This window comes from Pseudoalteromonas sp. BZK2, assembly GCF_014349195.1.
Taxonomy (GTDB): Bacteria; Pseudomonadota; Gammaproteobacteria; order Enterobacterales; family Alteromonadaceae; genus Pseudoalteromonas; species Pseudoalteromonas simplex.
Genome location: NZ_JACSOG010000014.1, coordinates 28,005 through 43,374, shown reverse-complemented (window position 1 = coordinate 43,374; position 15,370 = coordinate 28,005). Strand labels below are relative to the sequence as shown.

Genomic DNA, 15,370 nt, shown 5'->3' with positions numbered 1-15,370 from the left:
TAGACTTATGTCTGTCCTTGGAAGTGCTTTTGGCACTCGCACTCAAGGGGCTGTTAAAGTTATCATGTTGTACCATCAAAATTAAATGCTGTCAGTAACGTATACGGTGACTATGAAAAATAACCAACTTAAAATTCCCTTTTCAGCCACTTATCGCCAACGTGTTGTGCGCTTAAGCTTGGCTACAGCCTGTTTTGTGCTGTTAAGTTGGGTTGCCATGAATAGTAGCTTTCAAAGCCACCAATTACTTTATGATAGCGCTGATAGCACAGCGATAAGCTTAACCAAGTTTATGGCACTGAATGCCAAAACGCCGCTACAAGAAAAAAATAAACCTGAATTAAATGCGTTGTGTAATCACATTGCTGAAGATGAGTATGTGTTAGCGGCAACGATTTACGATCAGCAAGGTATTCAAATTGCTGCCAGTGATAATTGGCAAAGCCACCACACCTTTGGTTTATTACCCGATTCAACCCCAGGTATAAGTAAGCTTAAAACCCCATTTGTAGAGCCTGTGATAAGTGATAATGAAAGGCCAATTGGTTTTGTATCGATAACCTATTTAACACAGGCTTCTATTGCAACCAGCCACAGTAATTTCCATGACTTAGGGCGACAAGTGTTATTAATGCTGGTGATCACCTGTATATTCACTTGGCAATTAGGTCGAGGCTTGAAGCTTTGGCAAATAAATCGTTATATCAAGAAAAGTTCAGAGCAAGAATCGTAGAGTTCTGCAGCTAGTTGCAGCTTTGCATCGCCTGTCGCGCCTTTAAGCTCACATAAATGAGTAAATACATCGCGCACCTTTAGCGGCGTATTAACCTGCCCTTGAAAACCTGCCAGCGGCATTGATGGCGAGTCGGTTTCAAGCACTAAATGCTGCAGCTCAATTAAGCTGATAACTTTACGAGTTTTAGCAGCACGCGGGTAACTTATCACACCACCAACACCAAGTTTAAATCCTTGTTTTATATAACTCTGAGCTTGTTGTTCTGAGCCAGAAAAGGCATGAATTACCCCGCCAAACTTTGGTTTGCAGCGCTTAAATGAGCGAGCAATTAAATCATGGCTTTGCCTATGATGCACAATAAGTGGTAAAGCGAGTTGGTTGGCAAGCTCTATCTGTCCTTCAAATAACTGCGTTTGTTTATCGAGGTTATCGATGCTTCGGTCAAGGCCGCACTCACCGATGGCAATAAACTGCCCTGAATGGGTTTTCGCTAATTGCTCTAGTTCAGCGAGATGATGAGTTTGGTGATCAGATAAAAAATAAGGATGTAAACCTAAAGCCACTGAAATACTTGGCTCTGATTTAGTAAACGATAATAGTTTTGTCGATTGTGCCAAGCTCACACCCGGCACAATGAAATGCTCGATCCCTACTTGCTTGCATGCTGTGATGAGCTCTGTGCGAGTCTCATCAAATTCGCTAAAATCAAGGTGACAGTGGGAATCGATAAAACGCATTTACGGATTTAAGCGACCAAACTGCCAACTACCATCGGCTTGGCGTTGATACATAAAGCGGTCATGTAAGCGGTGTGCTCCGCCTTGCCAAAATTCAATTTTAGTAGGCTCAACACAATAGCCTCCCCAAAAATCAGGCAATGGAATTTCACCCTCAGAAAACTTTTGCTTCATTTTCGCAAATGTTTCCATTAATACCTTACGTGATGACACAGGACGACTTTGCTGAGAAGCCCATGCAGCTAACTGGCTTTCTTTAGGACGTGATAAAAAGTACTTAGCCACAGCAGTTGTTGGTAAGGGTTTAGCCTCGCCGTAGACTATGACTTGTCGCTCCATGTGGTGCCATGGGAAATGCAGAGAAATTTTGTTATTACCTTTTAGCTCCTGCGCTTTGCGCGAGCCGGTATTAGTAAAAAACACAAAGCCATTTTCATCAAGATGCTTTAACAGCACAATACGCTGCGAAGGCTGACCATGCTCATCAACCGTTGCAACGACCATCGCCGTAGGATCAGGCAAATTAGTTGCAACAGCTTGCTCAAGCCATTTCTCAAACTGCTTGATTGGAGATGCATCAAGCATGTCTTCAGATAAACCATCCTGTAAATATTCACGGCGAATATCTTCAAGTTTCATAAAATTCCCTCTATCGCTACTATCAGCTAAAGATTAATCAAGGTTATTGAGCTGTCAATTTTGTTGGGTTTCGCTACGCTCTACCCAACCTACGAAGCTAGGTTCTACAAGCTACTCCCCTAGCGCCTAGAGTCTAGGGCCCTCGATTTATGTTGGGTTTCGCTGCGCTCTACCCAACCTACGAAGCACATCATCTGCAAGTGTAGGAGTGCTTTCAAAGCGAACTACACGAAGCAGAATTCACCTAAGTAGTTTAGCCTAAGACAAGGCGGAAAACCGACTTATCCCTACGAGCTCTTAAACGTTCTGCAAGTGTAGGAGTGCTGACAAGGCGAAGTGCTTTTTTATACCAAGGAGCATACGTGTTTTGTATGTGACTTCGGTTAAAAAAGCACGACAACGCAGTCAAAGCGAACTACACGAAGCAGATTACATTTGCTCCATGACTTCGATACCTAAAAGATCCAATCCTGACTTCAGTGTCTTCGCAACCAAATTACACAGTACTAAACGGCTGTCACGAACATTTGGCTCTACGCCTTCTTTTAGAACTGGGCATGCTTCGTAGAACGTCATGTATAGGCTTGCTAGTTCGTATAGGTATCCACATAATACGTGCGGTGTCGCTTCGCTGATCATTAGATCGAGTACTTCTTCTAGCTGAAGAAGTTTAAGTGCCAGCGCTTTTTCTTGCGGCTCGTTGATTGCAACGTCTGCTGTTAATGACGCCGCATCAATACCTGATTTACGGAAGATACTGCGAACACGTGTATATGCATATTGTAAGTAAGGCGCTGTCGCACCTTCAAAGCTCAGCATTGTGTCCCAGTTGAAGATATAGTCGCTAGTACGGTGCTTAGAAAGATCCGCATATTTTACTGCGCCAATACCTACTTTACGGGCAATTTCGCTACGCTCTTCGTCGCTTAAGTCTGACTCACGCTCAGCTAGTTTAGCTGCGGCACGAGTGATTGACTCTTCAAGTAAATCAGCAAGCTTAACGGTACCACCAGTACGTGTTTTGAATGGCTTACCGTCTTCACCCATCATGGTGCCGAATGGGCAGAACTCATAACTTGTTTCATCACGTAATAAACCTGCTTTACGTGCGGTTAGCTCAACTTGATTGAAGTGTAAGCTTTGACGTGCATCTACAAAGATTAAGATGCGATCAGCACCCAATTTATTTGAACGGTAATCACAAGCAGCTAAGTCAGTTGTCGCATATAAGAAACCACCACCTGATTTCTGTACGATAAACACTGAAGGCTCGCCGTCTTTGTTAGCAAGCTCGTCTAAGAACACGACTTGTGCGCCATCAGACTCAACGGCAATATTTTTGTCTTTCAATAGTGCGATGATGTTTGCAAGTTCACTGTTGTAAGCACTTTCTGCCATGATGTCATCTTGCGTAAGTGTTACGTTTAGACGCTTATAAACTTCTTCAGAGTGCTTAACAGAAGTGGCGATGAATAACTTCCACAGTTTTTCACAGTGTGCGTCACCACTTTGTAATTTAACAACGTAATTACGGGCTTTATCGGCAAACCCTTCTTCATCATCAAAGCGTTTTTTCGCATCACGGTAGAAGGTTTCAAGATCAGCCAGCGCTACAGACTCTAAGTCTACACCTTGGTTGATTTGATCTTCTAAGTGCGCGATTAACATACCAAACTGAGTACCCCAGTCACCCATGTGGTTTTGACGAACAACTTCATCACCACGGAACTCAAGGGCACGAACAACCGCATCACCAATGATGGTTGAACGTAAATGACCTACGTGCATTTCTTTAGCAAGGTTAGGTGATGAGTAATCAACAACTACTTTTTGTGCTGTTGCATGTGGCGCAACTGCTAGCTTTTCGTCTTCGTTTGCTGCTTTTAAGCTAGCTGATAAGAACTCAGGCTTTAAGTGAATGTTGATAAAACCAGGACCCGCGATTTCTGTTTTTTCTGCGATATCTGCAAGGTCTAGGTTATCAATAATTTTTTGTGCAAGTTCACGCGGGTTTGATTTTAATTTTTTAGCCGCGCCCATTGCGCCATTGATTTGATAATCACCAAACTGTGGACGTGTGCTTTGTGTTACCGCTGGATTAGTGTCTTCAGGTAACCCTGCTGCAACCATAGCAGCAATTGCTTTGTCGATTAAAAGAGTACGAATATTCATTGTAATTTTTACCTTTATGGCCCGCTGTACGGGCACTTAAATTTGAAGCAGACTTAGCGTATTAGTTTTCGCGCGTGTGGTTAAACTTGATGTCTGGATAGCGTTCCATCGACAAGTTTAGGTTTACACGGCTTGGCGCGATATAAGTAAGGTTATCGCCACCATCAAGCGCTAAGTTGCTTTCGCACTTACGCTTAAACTCTTCAAGCTTTTTGGTATCGTCTGAGCTTACCCAACGTGCAGTGTTAACACTCACACCTTCGTAAATCGCATCAACGTTGTATTCAGCTTTTAAGCGCGCAACAACTACGTCAAACTGTAGTACACCGACCGCACCAACGATAAGGTCGTTATTAATAAGCGGTCTAAATACTTGCACAGCACCTTCTTCAGATAGCTGAACTAAGCCTTTTAATAATTGCTTTTGTTTTAATGGATCTTTTAAGCGAATACGACGGAATAATTCTGGCGCGAAGTTAGGAATACCACCAAACTTCATTTTTTCACCTTGCGTGAAGGTATCACCAATTTGAATTGTACCGTGGTTATGTAAACCAATGATGTCACCTGCGTAAGCATCTTGCGCTCGCTCACGATCACCAGCCATAAAGGTTACCGCATCAGAAATACTCACTTGCTTACCAATACGCACATGGTTCATCTTCATACCTTGGCTATATTTGCCAGATACAATACGCATAAAGGCGATACGGTCACGGTGTTTAGGGTCCATGTTCGCTTGGATTTTAAATACGAAGCCAGAGAAGTTATCTTCTGTTGCAGCAACTTGGCGGTCTTCTGTTTCGCGTGGTAATGGCGCAGGAGCCCACTCAGTTAAGCCATCAAGAACATGGTCAACACCAAAGTTACCAAGTGCTGTACCAAAGTAGACTGGTGATAGTTCGCCCGCTAAGAACAGATCTAAATCAAACTCGTGTGATGCACCAATTACCAACTCTAGCTCTTCACGAAGCTGCTCAGCAAGTTCGCTACCAATCGCAGTATCAAGCTCAGGGTTATCTAAACCTTTGATAACGCGCACTTCTTGAATTGTGTGGCCTTGACCTGTGCTATACAAAATCGTTTCTTCACGGTGGATGTGATACACACCTTTAAACTCTTTACCACAACCAATCGGCCAAGTTACCGGCGCACAGGCAATGTTTAGCTCAGTTTCAACTTCGTCTAATAACTCCATTGGATCACGAATATCACGGTCACACTTATTCATGAAAGTTACGATAGGTGTGGTACGTAAGCGTGTTACTTCCATTAATTTACGAGTACGATCCTCAACACCTTTCGCTGCGTCGATGACCATTAGGCATGAGTCAACCGCAGTCAGTGTACGATAAGTATCTTCAGAGAAGTCTTCGTGTCCCGGAGTATCAAGTAAGTTAACTAGACGCTCATTGTAAGGAAATTGCATAACAGACGTAGTTACCGAGATACCACGTTCTTTTTCCATTTCCATCCAGTCTGATTTTGCGTGCTGGTTTGAGCCACGACCCTTTACGGTACCCGCTTTTTGAATCGCTTGTCCGAATAACAGAACTTTTTCTGTAATCGTGGTTTTACCCGCATCCGGGTGCGAGATGATCGCAAAGGTGCGTCGTTTATTAATTTCGGTAGTTAAATTAGACATGTAAGCTGCTTTTAGTCATAACAAAGCGCACTTAACTGCCTTATAAATTATAAAGCTCGGTGCGCACTGTAAAAATAAAATAGAATTGCCGAGCATTATACCTTGTTTGTCTTAGCCAAAAAAGCAGCGATTGCGAGTAATTACTCCCTTTTAGTTGGGTATTTTCGTTGTTCACTTTTTTGCTAGGCTTGTGTAATCAAGTTGTAACGCATACTATTGATAAATTGCACGGAGGGATGTCAATTTAGGTCATGAAAACCAGTAAGCTCAGTATTCGATTATTGTGGTATATCACACCATTAGTGATCTTACCTTTGTTGTTTTTAGGTGGCTTTACATTAACAAATGTGACCAATTCAACAAAAAAACAAGCTGAACTTATTGTCAGTCGCTTTGTTGAGCAACAGCAACAAAAAATCTTTAATTACATTGACTCATTTCACTCGATTACTAAGCTACTCTCAACCTCTCCTGTATTAGCAGACTTTTTAGCCCGCGAACCTGACTCAAAAAACCAATACATTGAACGTCTTGGCGAGCTGATGAATGTATTTGCAAGCTATTCAGAAGCTTACCCAGATATTGTTAGCATTAATTATGTTGCCCCAGACGGTAAAAGCGATGCATTTTATTCAAGTCAATTAACTCCAGCACCTAAAAGTTACCCGTTTTTTGAGCAAGTGCTACAATCGAATTTACGCCAGCAACAATTCATGATCCCCAAAGAAGATGGCTCTACTAGCCTCTACTTTGTGCACCCCATTTATAATATTGATTACTACTTAAAACAGCCGCAGCAACTGGGGTTTATTGTTGTGCATGTAGAACCATCAATATTGAATGCTAGTATTCTAGAAGCACCATTTAATAACACGCTAAATTTATTTTTAACGACTAAGGGGCAGATTTTATTTAGCTCCGACTATGACTTACGCGGCAATTATTTAAGTGAATATGAGCTTGAGCAAATTAAACAACTCGCTAACTACGGCAAACTTGCCAATATCGAACTTTCAAGTATTGATAAAGAAGAACGCATAATTTACGCAGTTGAAATGACTGATGGCGATTATTTGATCTCAACCACCCCTAAAGATTTACTTTACCAGTCAGGTAAAGCCATTAGTTTAATCACAGCACTTATAGTTATTATTTCTGTGATTTCGCTGCCTATTCTTATCTATATTGTGGTACGCAACTTACTGCTAACCCCAGTTGAACTATTAGGTGCGGCAAGTCATCGGGTTGGTGATGGTGATTTATCTGTGTACTTGCCAGCCCACACAAACGATGAAGTAGGCGTGCTTTTCAACGATTTTAATCACATGGTGAACCAAATTCGTCATTACCAAGACGAGCTTGAAGAATATAAACATCACCTAGAAGAAAAAGTAGAGAGCAGAACGAAAGCACTCGAAGCAATGAACAGCAAGCTAGAAGTAGCCATTGCGCAAGCTGAACAAGCAAACCAACTGAAAAGTCGCTTTTTAGCGAATATGAGTCATGAAATTCGTACTCCACTTACCGCAATTATGGGCTTTACAGAGCAACTTCTGCACAACAAAGATGCGGTGAATGATGAGCAGCATTTAAGCACAATTTTACGTAACTCTAAGCACTTGCTTGAGCTTATTAACAACATTCTTGATTTATCAAAAATAGAAGCTGAAAAACTCGCCGTTGAACGCGGACCATGTAATGTAGTGCAGCTTATACATGATATTGATTCAATTATTCGCCCACTGGCTAATGAAAAACAACTTACATTTAATATTAACTACCAACTACCAGTACCCAAAACCATTAATAGCGATACCACACGCTTAAAACAAATCTTGATCAATATTGCCAGCAACGCAGTTAAGTTCACTGAGAAAGGCAGCATCTCGATTGATATTAGCTACAACAGCAATAAACAACATTTAGAGTTTGCGATTCAAGACACAGGTATTGGTATGTCAGAGCGTGAGGTTGAAAGGGTATTCAAACCGTTTGAACAAGCCGATGCGACGACAACTCGCCGCTTTGGCGGTACAGGTCTTGGTTTGTGTATTTCAAAGAACTTAGCCCAGTTGCTAGGCGGTGATGTACAGCTTATTAGTGAACCTGGAAACGGCAGTTGTTTTACCATACAAGTTGCTGCTCATTTAAACGCCGAGCAGTTACAAGCAGAGGCGTTTATTCATAGCTACGAGCAACTCTCACCAAGTAAAGACGTTCAGCTTTCATTCGCAGCGAATAGCTTTGATGCCAATATACTAGTGGCCGAAGATAACCCAGATAACCAGTTGCTAATAAAACTGCTGTTACAAACTTGGGGGCTTGAGCCAGACATCGCGAAAAACGGTGCTGAAGCAGTAGAAATGGCATTAGTTAATGATTATCAGCTGATCATCATGGATATGCAGATGCCAGTAATGGGTGGCTTAGAAGCAACGCAAATGCTACGTCACGCAGCCTATGATGGCCCTATTATTGCGCTTACGGCCAATGTAATGAAAACCGATGTTGACACCTACATTGAAGCGGGCTGTGATGAAGCACTCGCCAAACCAATCGACAAAGATGCTCTAGAGCAAGTGCTTGTAAGCTACTTACACATTGAAAAAGACAGTCAAAACAAGTGGGAAAACTTACTAAAAAGTGAGAAGTTCCAACAAATTAACGACAACTATCGCTCAAAACTACCTGATTATTTAAGCCAAGTCGTGCAGTTGTATCGTGCTAAAGAATGGGAGGCGCTACGTTCATTAGCACACAGCTTAAAAGGCAGTGCGGGATGTTTTAGTTTTGAAGCTATTCACAAGACTGCGGGTCAGCTTGAAAATGCGCTACGCAGTAATCAAACTGATCAGGTAGAGCAATGCTACGATGCACTTATCAATGCCCTTGAAGAAGCATCTTAAAGACTAAAGCTCATCCCCATCAAAATAGCGTCTTCGTTGCCTGTCGCGGTTGGATAGTAGTTCTTGCGCACCGACATATGTGAAAAGCCAGCACTTTCATACAGGCCAATAGCGGGTGCATTCGACTCACGCACTTCTAAAAATAGGTTTTCGGCTTGGTGCTGCTCGCCGTGCTCAATAAAGGCATTTAACAACTTCTTAGCAATGCCCTGCCCTTGGTAATTCGGCGCAACACAAATATCCATTAAAGTGTAATCTGGGCCCGCTTGTTCACCAATATAAAAACCTAGCATCTCATCACCTTGAAAAGCGGCCAGGTTAAAATAACGCCCAGCTAAACACGACAGCATGGTTTTCTCTGTCCAAGGGTGACTATGGCAGGCGTTTTCGATAGCCATTAACTGGCTAATATAGGTTGCATCTACAGGTTTAAAGCTTATCAAGTTGTTCACCGATTAAAGACCAAAGTTGTTTTTTCTGTTCGCCATTCAGCTTATCGCTTGGTAAGCCTAAGCAGCCCTCTTGCCAGCTAATATTTGCTGTTTTAACGATTTGAGTAATAACTAACGGCGCAAATGCCTTTTCGAGGTCTTGGTGAAACTGTAACGGTAGCGTCAGTGTTTCTTGTTGAGTGTTTGGTATCTGTTCGCCAGAAGTATCAGGCGCAGTTCGATAGTGTTGATTTAACTCTAAAGATTGTACAGAGAATATCGCAGCGTAACTTGGATTCATAACAACTCAATCATGATTAAGAGCAAGTAATATAGGAAGATTTGCGATTAAAGTAAAGAAGGAAGAAATGGCAGGGGCGGAGAGATTCGAACTCCCAACCGTCGGTTTTGGAGACCGCTGTTCTACCAATTGGAACTACGCCCCTGCAATGACGACGAATTATATAGAGCTTTTTTCAAAGGTAAAGTAAAAAAACACAGTTTTTAGTTTAACTGCTTCTTAAATAAACAAAGCGGCGAATTAGCAAGCTATCAAAGCTCATTTTAAACATACCCAAGTTATCTGCGGATAATTAAAAGAGCCAAACACAGTTATAATAATTTAAATAGCTTCACTCATCTGAAAGATAGTGTTGCTGAATCACAAGTTGCAGGTACGCAAGAAATGCTTTTACTTTTTTGAACGGATATCGACGCCCAGAATAAAAAGCGTACAAAACTAAATCTTCAGGCTCATCAGCTAGGGAATCTATTTTTATTAACAGTCCTTCCTCTAACTCTTGTCTGCACGCGTCATAAGGGAGTATCGCAAAACCTAACCCTTTAAGGGCAGCTGACTTTGCCATATGTCCACTATTTACTTTATAACGAGATGAAACGTTAACCGTGCCAGCTCGTTTGAATTTCCATGGCATGCCTTGTAGAACTGATAGGCTTGTAATACAGGGAAGCTTAACGAGTTCAGTCATTGAATTTGGTTTAGGATGTTTATCTAGTAAACTAGGAGAAGCTACGACACAACTTGGCCAACGAACGAGCTCTTTTGCAACCCATCCAGAATCCTCCACTGGGCCTCGCCCAAAACGTATTACTATATCAAATCCTTCTAATAGCCCCTCTTCGGGATTAAGCTGAGTATCACAACTTAACTGAATGTTAGGGTATTTATGACAAAACTCAGCTATAGCGTCCGCCAAAAACGGCAAATCAGGCGTAATGACTTTTAAGTGGCCGGAAACTAAATCATTACTTTGATAGCTTTCTTGTAAAACATCCCCCATCGCAACAAGCAACGGAGTTAAGTTCTGGTAAAGAAGTTCCCCCGCTTCTGTTGCAACCATTTTTCGTGTCGTACGTTCCAATAATCTTACATTCAACGCTTGTTCTAAAAGTGCAACATGACGACTCACATTTGATTTTGGAATTTGGCTGAGCTCAGCGGCCCGCTTAATACTTAATTGTTCATATACTTTTTGGAAGCTTAGAAGCCACTGTAATTCAATATTGCTTATCAAAACTATCTCATCAAATGGGATTTACAAACCAAAATTACCATATTTATCCTATTTAGTAGATCAGTAACAATCATTTTTTTCTTAGCAACTAGGATATTTAAATGAGTTCAGTTAAACATATAGCCATTATAGGTGCGGGAGTTGCAGGCCTTGCTTTAGCGATATTTGCAAGAAAACAAGGTATCAAGGTCACATTATTCGAAAGAAACAATAGCTTTTCTACAATCGGTGCCGGTGTTACGTTATGGCCTAATGCGACCTTTGTGCTTAAACAATTGGGTCTATTAGATGATTTCACCCAATATGGTGGTCTGCCAGTTGCTATACGACAGTACGATAAACAAGCCACTCAACGGGGTGAGTTTAACATTCAAACACTAAACTCTCTGTGTGGCTTCCCAACTATTAGCATATTACGTCGTGACTTAATAAAGATACTCGCTGAGCGACTAGAGAAACTGGATGCCACTATTCACTTCAATCAAACCATCAATACTCAAGACATTGCGCAATTAAAAGATAAGTTTGATCTTGTGGTGGGCTGCGATGGACGAATGAATTCGAAAGCACGAGAGTATATGTATAAAGTACCTATACCAACTAAATACCACGGCTTCATAAATATAATAGGCACCTGTGAAATTGATCTGAATCCTTTTGAGCAGACAATTCATGATTTTAGAGATAATAATGAGCGCTTTGGTATAGTACCCGTTGCAAATCAATGTTGTTACTGGGCTGCGGCATGGCCTAGTGACCTTGATAATACAAGACCAATAGAGCAGTGGTTTGAAGAAATGCATGAGCGTTTTCAGGATTGGCCTAAAACAGTTCAGCAGGTACTTAATAACTATAACCCACGCAGTTTAAAACGCATATTTGTACATGATATTGACCCACTCCCCTATTGGCACAAGGAGAATCTCATTATTATTGGAGATGCTGCACATGCTTCCTTACCCACATCGGGGCAAGGTGCTAGCCAAGCGCTTGAAGATGTTTGGCACCTAGCTCAACTATTTAAGACCGAATATAGCCTCAATGTTATGTTACAAAAGCTTTATGAAACTCGAATTCATAAAACCTCCAGCGCCCAAAACATTGGTAGACTAATAGCTCAGCATATCTTTCAACCACCTCATTCAACCACAGATGCACCAAGTATATCCGCGGATCAACTCAGTCAACTCTATATGCAAGGACTAGACTTAACTCAAACCAAATGATAACCGTCTAAATAACAAAAACCCGCTTCAAAAAAGCGGGCTTTTGTGTCTTTATAAATATTCAGTACAAGTGACTAGCTTACAGTGGATTATTCCCACTCGATTGTTGCCGGTGGCTTACCTGAAATATCGTAAACAACACGTGAGATACCATCGATTTCGTTGATGATACGGTTAGAAACCACACCTAAGAACTCATAAGGTAAATGTGACCAACGTGCCGTCATAAAGTCGATTGTTTCTACACAACGTAGTGATACAACCCAGTCGTATTTACGCGCATCACCCATTACACCTACCGATTTAACTGGTAAGAATACCGTGAAGGCTTGACTTACTTTGTGGTAAAGCTCAGCTTTGTGTAGCTCTTCAATGAAGATAGCATCTGCGCGACGTAGTAAGTCACAGTACTCTTTCTTGATTTCACCAAGTACACGAACACCTAAACCAGGACCCGGGAATGGGTGACGGTAAAGCATGTCGTATGGTAGGCCAAGCTCAAGACCAATTTTGCGTACTTCATCTTTGAATAGCTCACGTAAAGGCTCAACAAGACCCATTTCCATATCGTCTGGTAAACCACCTACGTTGTGGTGAGACTTGATTACATGTGCTTTACCTGTTGCTGATGCAGCAGATTCGATTACGTCTGGGTAGATAGTACCTTGACCTAACCATTTAGCACTTTTCAGCTTTTTAGCTTGCTCGTCAAAAACTTTAATGAAGGTATGACCAATCGCTTTACGCTTATCTTCTGGGTCTGACTTACCTGCTAAGTCTGCTAAGAATTGATCTTCAGCATCTACTTTAACAATGTTTAGGCCAAACTTGTTGCCGAACATATCCATAACTTGCTGACCTTCGTTTAAACGAAGAAGACCGTTATCAACGAATACACACGTTAGCTTGTCGCCGATTGCACGGTGAATAAGCATGGCAACAACAGATGAATCAACACCACCTGATAAGCCTAAGATAACTTCGTCATCACCTACAGTTTCCTTGATACGCTCAATCGCATCGTCGATGATTTTTGCTGGTGTCCATAGCTTTTCACAGCCACAGATATCAATCGCGAAGCGCTCAAGTAAGCGTAAACCTTGGTGAGTATGAGTTACTTCTGGGTGGAACTGTACGCCGTAAAAACGTTTTTCTTCCCAAGACATTGCCGCATGTGGACATGTTGAAGTTTTAGCCGTTGTTTTGAAAGTCTCAGGTACTTCCATCACTTTATCGCCATGGCTCATCCAAACGTCTAGTACGCCTGCACCGCCGTCAGTAATGTGGTCTTCGATAGCATCGAATAACGCACAGTTACCTACTTTTTCAACTTGTGCATAACCAAACTCTTTCTTATCAGAGCTGTGTACGCTACCACCTAGTTGCGTTGCCATTGTTTGCATGCCGTAACAGATACCAAGTACTGGAACGCCTGCGTTAAATACATACTCAGGAGCACGTGGGCTGTTTTCAAGTGTTGTAGACTCAGGGCCACCCGACAAAATAATACCTTGTGGATTAAATTCGCGGATTTGCTCTTCAGTTACATCCCATGCCCATAGCTCACAGTAAACACCAATCTCACGTATACGACGTGCGATTAACTGTGTGTATTGCGAACCAAAATCTAAAATGAGAATTCGTGAATCGTGAATGTCTTTGCTCATGGAGTATCTCGTTAGTCAGGAACTGCTCTCCCAAAGGGAGATGATCAATAAATTAGGGCTAGCAAATGCTAGCCCATGTAATTTCAATACCTTAAGGTAATTAACCTAAGCGGTAGTTTGGCGCTTCTTTAGTGATTTGCACGTCGTGAACGTGTGACTCACCCATACCCGCTGAAGTAACGCGAACAAATTGAGGTTTAGTATTTAACTCTTCAATTGTTGCACAGCCTGTTAAGCCCATTGCACTGCGTAGACCACCCACTTGTTGGTGAATGATTGTCGCGATAGGACCTTTATAAGCAACACGGCCTTCGATACCTTCAGGAACAAGTTTGTCTGCTTCGTTCGATTTTTGGAAGTAACGGTCTGATGAACCTTCTTTTTGGTCCATCGCACCAAGGCTACCCATACCACGGTATGATTTGTAGTAACGACCTTGGTATAGCTCAACTTCACCCGGTGCTTCTTCAGTACCGGCTAACATTGAACCCACCATTACACATGATGCACCGGCAACAAGTGCTTTTACGATGTCACCAGAGAAACGAATACCACCGTCAGCAATAACAGGAATATCACGGCCTTTTAAGCCTTCAACTGCGTCAGAAATAGCAGTAATTTGTGGAACACCACACCCTGTTACGATACGAGTAGTACAGATAGAACCAGGACCGATACCAACTTTAACAGCATCAACACCCGCATCAGCAAGGGCAATCGCGCCTTCAGCTGTTGCAACGTTACCTGCTACGATTTGTAGGTCTGGGTATGCTTGACGTGTTTGTGCAACACGGTCGATAACACCTTGTGAGTGGCCATGTGATGTATCGATAAGTAATACGTCAACACCTGCTTCAACTAGGGCTGCGATACGCTCATCAGTACCTGCGCCAACACCAACAGCTGCACCTACACGTAAACGACCTTGCTCGTCTTTACATGCATGCGGCTTATCTTGTGCTTTTTGATAGTCTTTTACAGTGATCATGCCTTTTAGTTTAAATGCATCATCAACTACGAGAATTTTTTCGATACGGTGCTCGTGCATTAGACCTAAGATTTCATCACGGTCTGCACCTTCTTTAACAGTCACTAACGATTCTTTTTTCGTCATTACTGTAGAAACAGGTTGCTCAAGTTTCGTTTCAAAACGCATATCACGGCTTGTCACAATACCAACAAGGTTATTGTCAGCGTCGGTTACAGGGAAACCTGAAAAACCTTTGTCTTCTGAAAGCGCGATAGCATCAGCAATTGTAAGATCCGCAGTCACAGTAACAGGGAAAGAAACAATGCCCGCTTCGTAAGTTTTAACTTTACGAACGTTTTTAGCTTGCTCTTCGATTGTCATGTTTTTGTGGATGAAACCTAAACCGCCCTCTTGCGCTAGAGCAATCGCTAAGCGTGCTTCTGTTACAGTATCCATAGATGCTGAAACTAGCGGCAAGTTAAGATTGATACCACGCGTTAAGCGAGTTGAAATATTTGCCGTGTGTGGCAAAACAGTAGAATGACCTGGTACTAAAAGTACGTCGTCAAAGGTAAGAGCTTCTTTAGCGATTCTTAGCATAGTGCAACTTCTCACATGTGGATCTGAGTATAAGGAATTGCGGCCAAATTTTATCAGCGTTATGAGCATGAGTAAATAAAATTATTCATTTATTTGTGTTAAAGTA

General features: G+C 42.0%; 12 protein-coding genes and 1 tRNA gene. 3 read left to right on the top strand and 10 right to left on the bottom strand.

Annotated elements, in window-relative coordinates; all coding sequences use genetic code 11:
• Positions 1-112: 112 nt before the first annotated feature.
• Positions 113-733, top strand: coding sequence for an AhpA/YtjB family protein (locus BIZ38_RS10425; RefSeq protein ID WP_054551236.1), 621 nt, complete (start codon positions 113-115; stop codon positions 731-733).
• On the opposite strand, the gene BIZ38_RS10420 is transcribed toward BIZ38_RS10425, so the two are convergent.
• From BIZ38_RS10420 to prfC, 4 genes are all read right to left on the bottom strand, one after another.
• Positions 700-1,473: a TatD family hydrolase gene (locus BIZ38_RS10420; RefSeq protein WP_138619825.1), complete on the bottom strand. Its 774-nt coding sequence runs from the start codon at positions 1,471-1,473 to the stop codon at positions 700-702. The genes BIZ38_RS10425 and BIZ38_RS10420 overlap by 34 nt on opposite strands.
• Positions 1,474-2,112 (bottom strand): pyridoxamine 5'-phosphate oxidase, encoded by a 639-nt coding sequence (gene pdxH / locus BIZ38_RS10415; RefSeq protein WP_055020972.1) that lies wholly within the window; start codon positions 2,110-2,112, stop codon positions 1,474-1,476.
• Positions 2,113-2,541: 429 nt separating this feature from the next.
• Positions 2,542-4,284: an arginine--tRNA ligase gene (gene argS / locus BIZ38_RS10410; RefSeq protein WP_138616318.1), complete on the bottom strand. Its 1,743-nt coding sequence runs from the start codon at positions 4,282-4,284 to the stop codon at positions 2,542-2,544.
• Positions 4,285-4,345: 61 nt separating this feature from the next.
• The gene (prfC, locus tag BIZ38_RS10405) at positions 4,346-5,929 is read right to left on the bottom strand and encodes a peptide chain release factor 3 (RefSeq protein ID WP_054551232.1); all 1,584 of its coding nucleotides are present in this window, start codon (positions 5,927-5,929) and stop codon (positions 4,346-4,348) included.
• Between the two features lie 251 nt (positions 5,930-6,180).
• Here prfC and BIZ38_RS10400 point away from each other — a divergent pair, with 251 nt between their 5' ends.
• The gene (locus tag BIZ38_RS10400; RefSeq protein ID WP_054551231.1) at positions 6,181-8,835 is read left to right on the top strand and encodes a hybrid sensor histidine kinase/response regulator; all 2,655 of its coding nucleotides are present in this window, start codon (positions 6,181-6,183) and stop codon (positions 8,833-8,835) included.
• Here the strand turns inward: BIZ38_RS10400 and rimI are convergent.
• The 4 genes from rimI to BIZ38_RS10380 form a co-directional block, all read right to left on the bottom strand.
• Positions 8,832-9,278 (bottom strand): ribosomal protein S18-alanine N-acetyltransferase, encoded by a 447-nt coding sequence (gene rimI, locus BIZ38_RS10395; RefSeq protein WP_187490236.1) that lies wholly within the window; start codon positions 9,276-9,278, stop codon positions 8,832-8,834. The two genes, BIZ38_RS10400 and rimI, sit on opposite strands and share 4 nt — an antisense overlap.
• Entirely contained in the window at positions 9,265-9,567 is a 303-nt protein-coding gene (locus BIZ38_RS10390) for a hypothetical protein (RefSeq protein WP_175080297.1), read from the bottom strand. Before BIZ38_RS10390 ends, rimI begins: the two co-directional genes overlap by 14 nt.
• Before the next feature lie 68 nt (positions 9,568-9,635).
• Positions 9,636-9,712 (bottom strand) — tRNA-Trp (locus BIZ38_RS10385).
• 186 nt (positions 9,713-9,898) lie between these two features.
• The gene (locus BIZ38_RS10380; RefSeq protein WP_187490235.1) at positions 9,899-10,801 is read right to left on the bottom strand and encodes a LysR family transcriptional regulator; all 903 of its coding nucleotides are present in this window, start codon (positions 10,799-10,801) and stop codon (positions 9,899-9,901) included.
• Between the two features lie 101 nt (positions 10,802-10,902).
• Between BIZ38_RS10380 and BIZ38_RS10375 the strand changes: the two genes are divergently transcribed.
• Entirely contained in the window at positions 10,903-12,027 is a 1,125-nt protein-coding gene (locus BIZ38_RS10375) for an FAD-dependent oxidoreductase (RefSeq protein WP_187490234.1), read from the top strand.
• An 89-nt stretch (positions 12,028-12,116) separates the two neighbouring features.
• On the opposite strand, the gene guaA is transcribed toward BIZ38_RS10375, so the two are convergent.
• Both guaA and guaB read right to left on the bottom strand, forming a co-directional pair.
• Complete coding sequence (gene guaA / locus BIZ38_RS10370; protein WP_054551226.1) at positions 12,117-13,694, bottom strand: glutamine-hydrolyzing GMP synthase; 1,578 nt, start codon at positions 13,692-13,694, stop codon at positions 12,117-12,119.
• Positions 13,695-13,794: 100 nt separating this feature from the next.
• The gene (gene guaB / locus BIZ38_RS10365; RefSeq protein WP_054551225.1) at positions 13,795-15,264 is read right to left on the bottom strand and encodes an IMP dehydrogenase; all 1,470 of its coding nucleotides are present in this window, start codon (positions 15,262-15,264) and stop codon (positions 13,795-13,797) included.
• Positions 15,265-15,370: the final 106 nt, after the last annotated feature.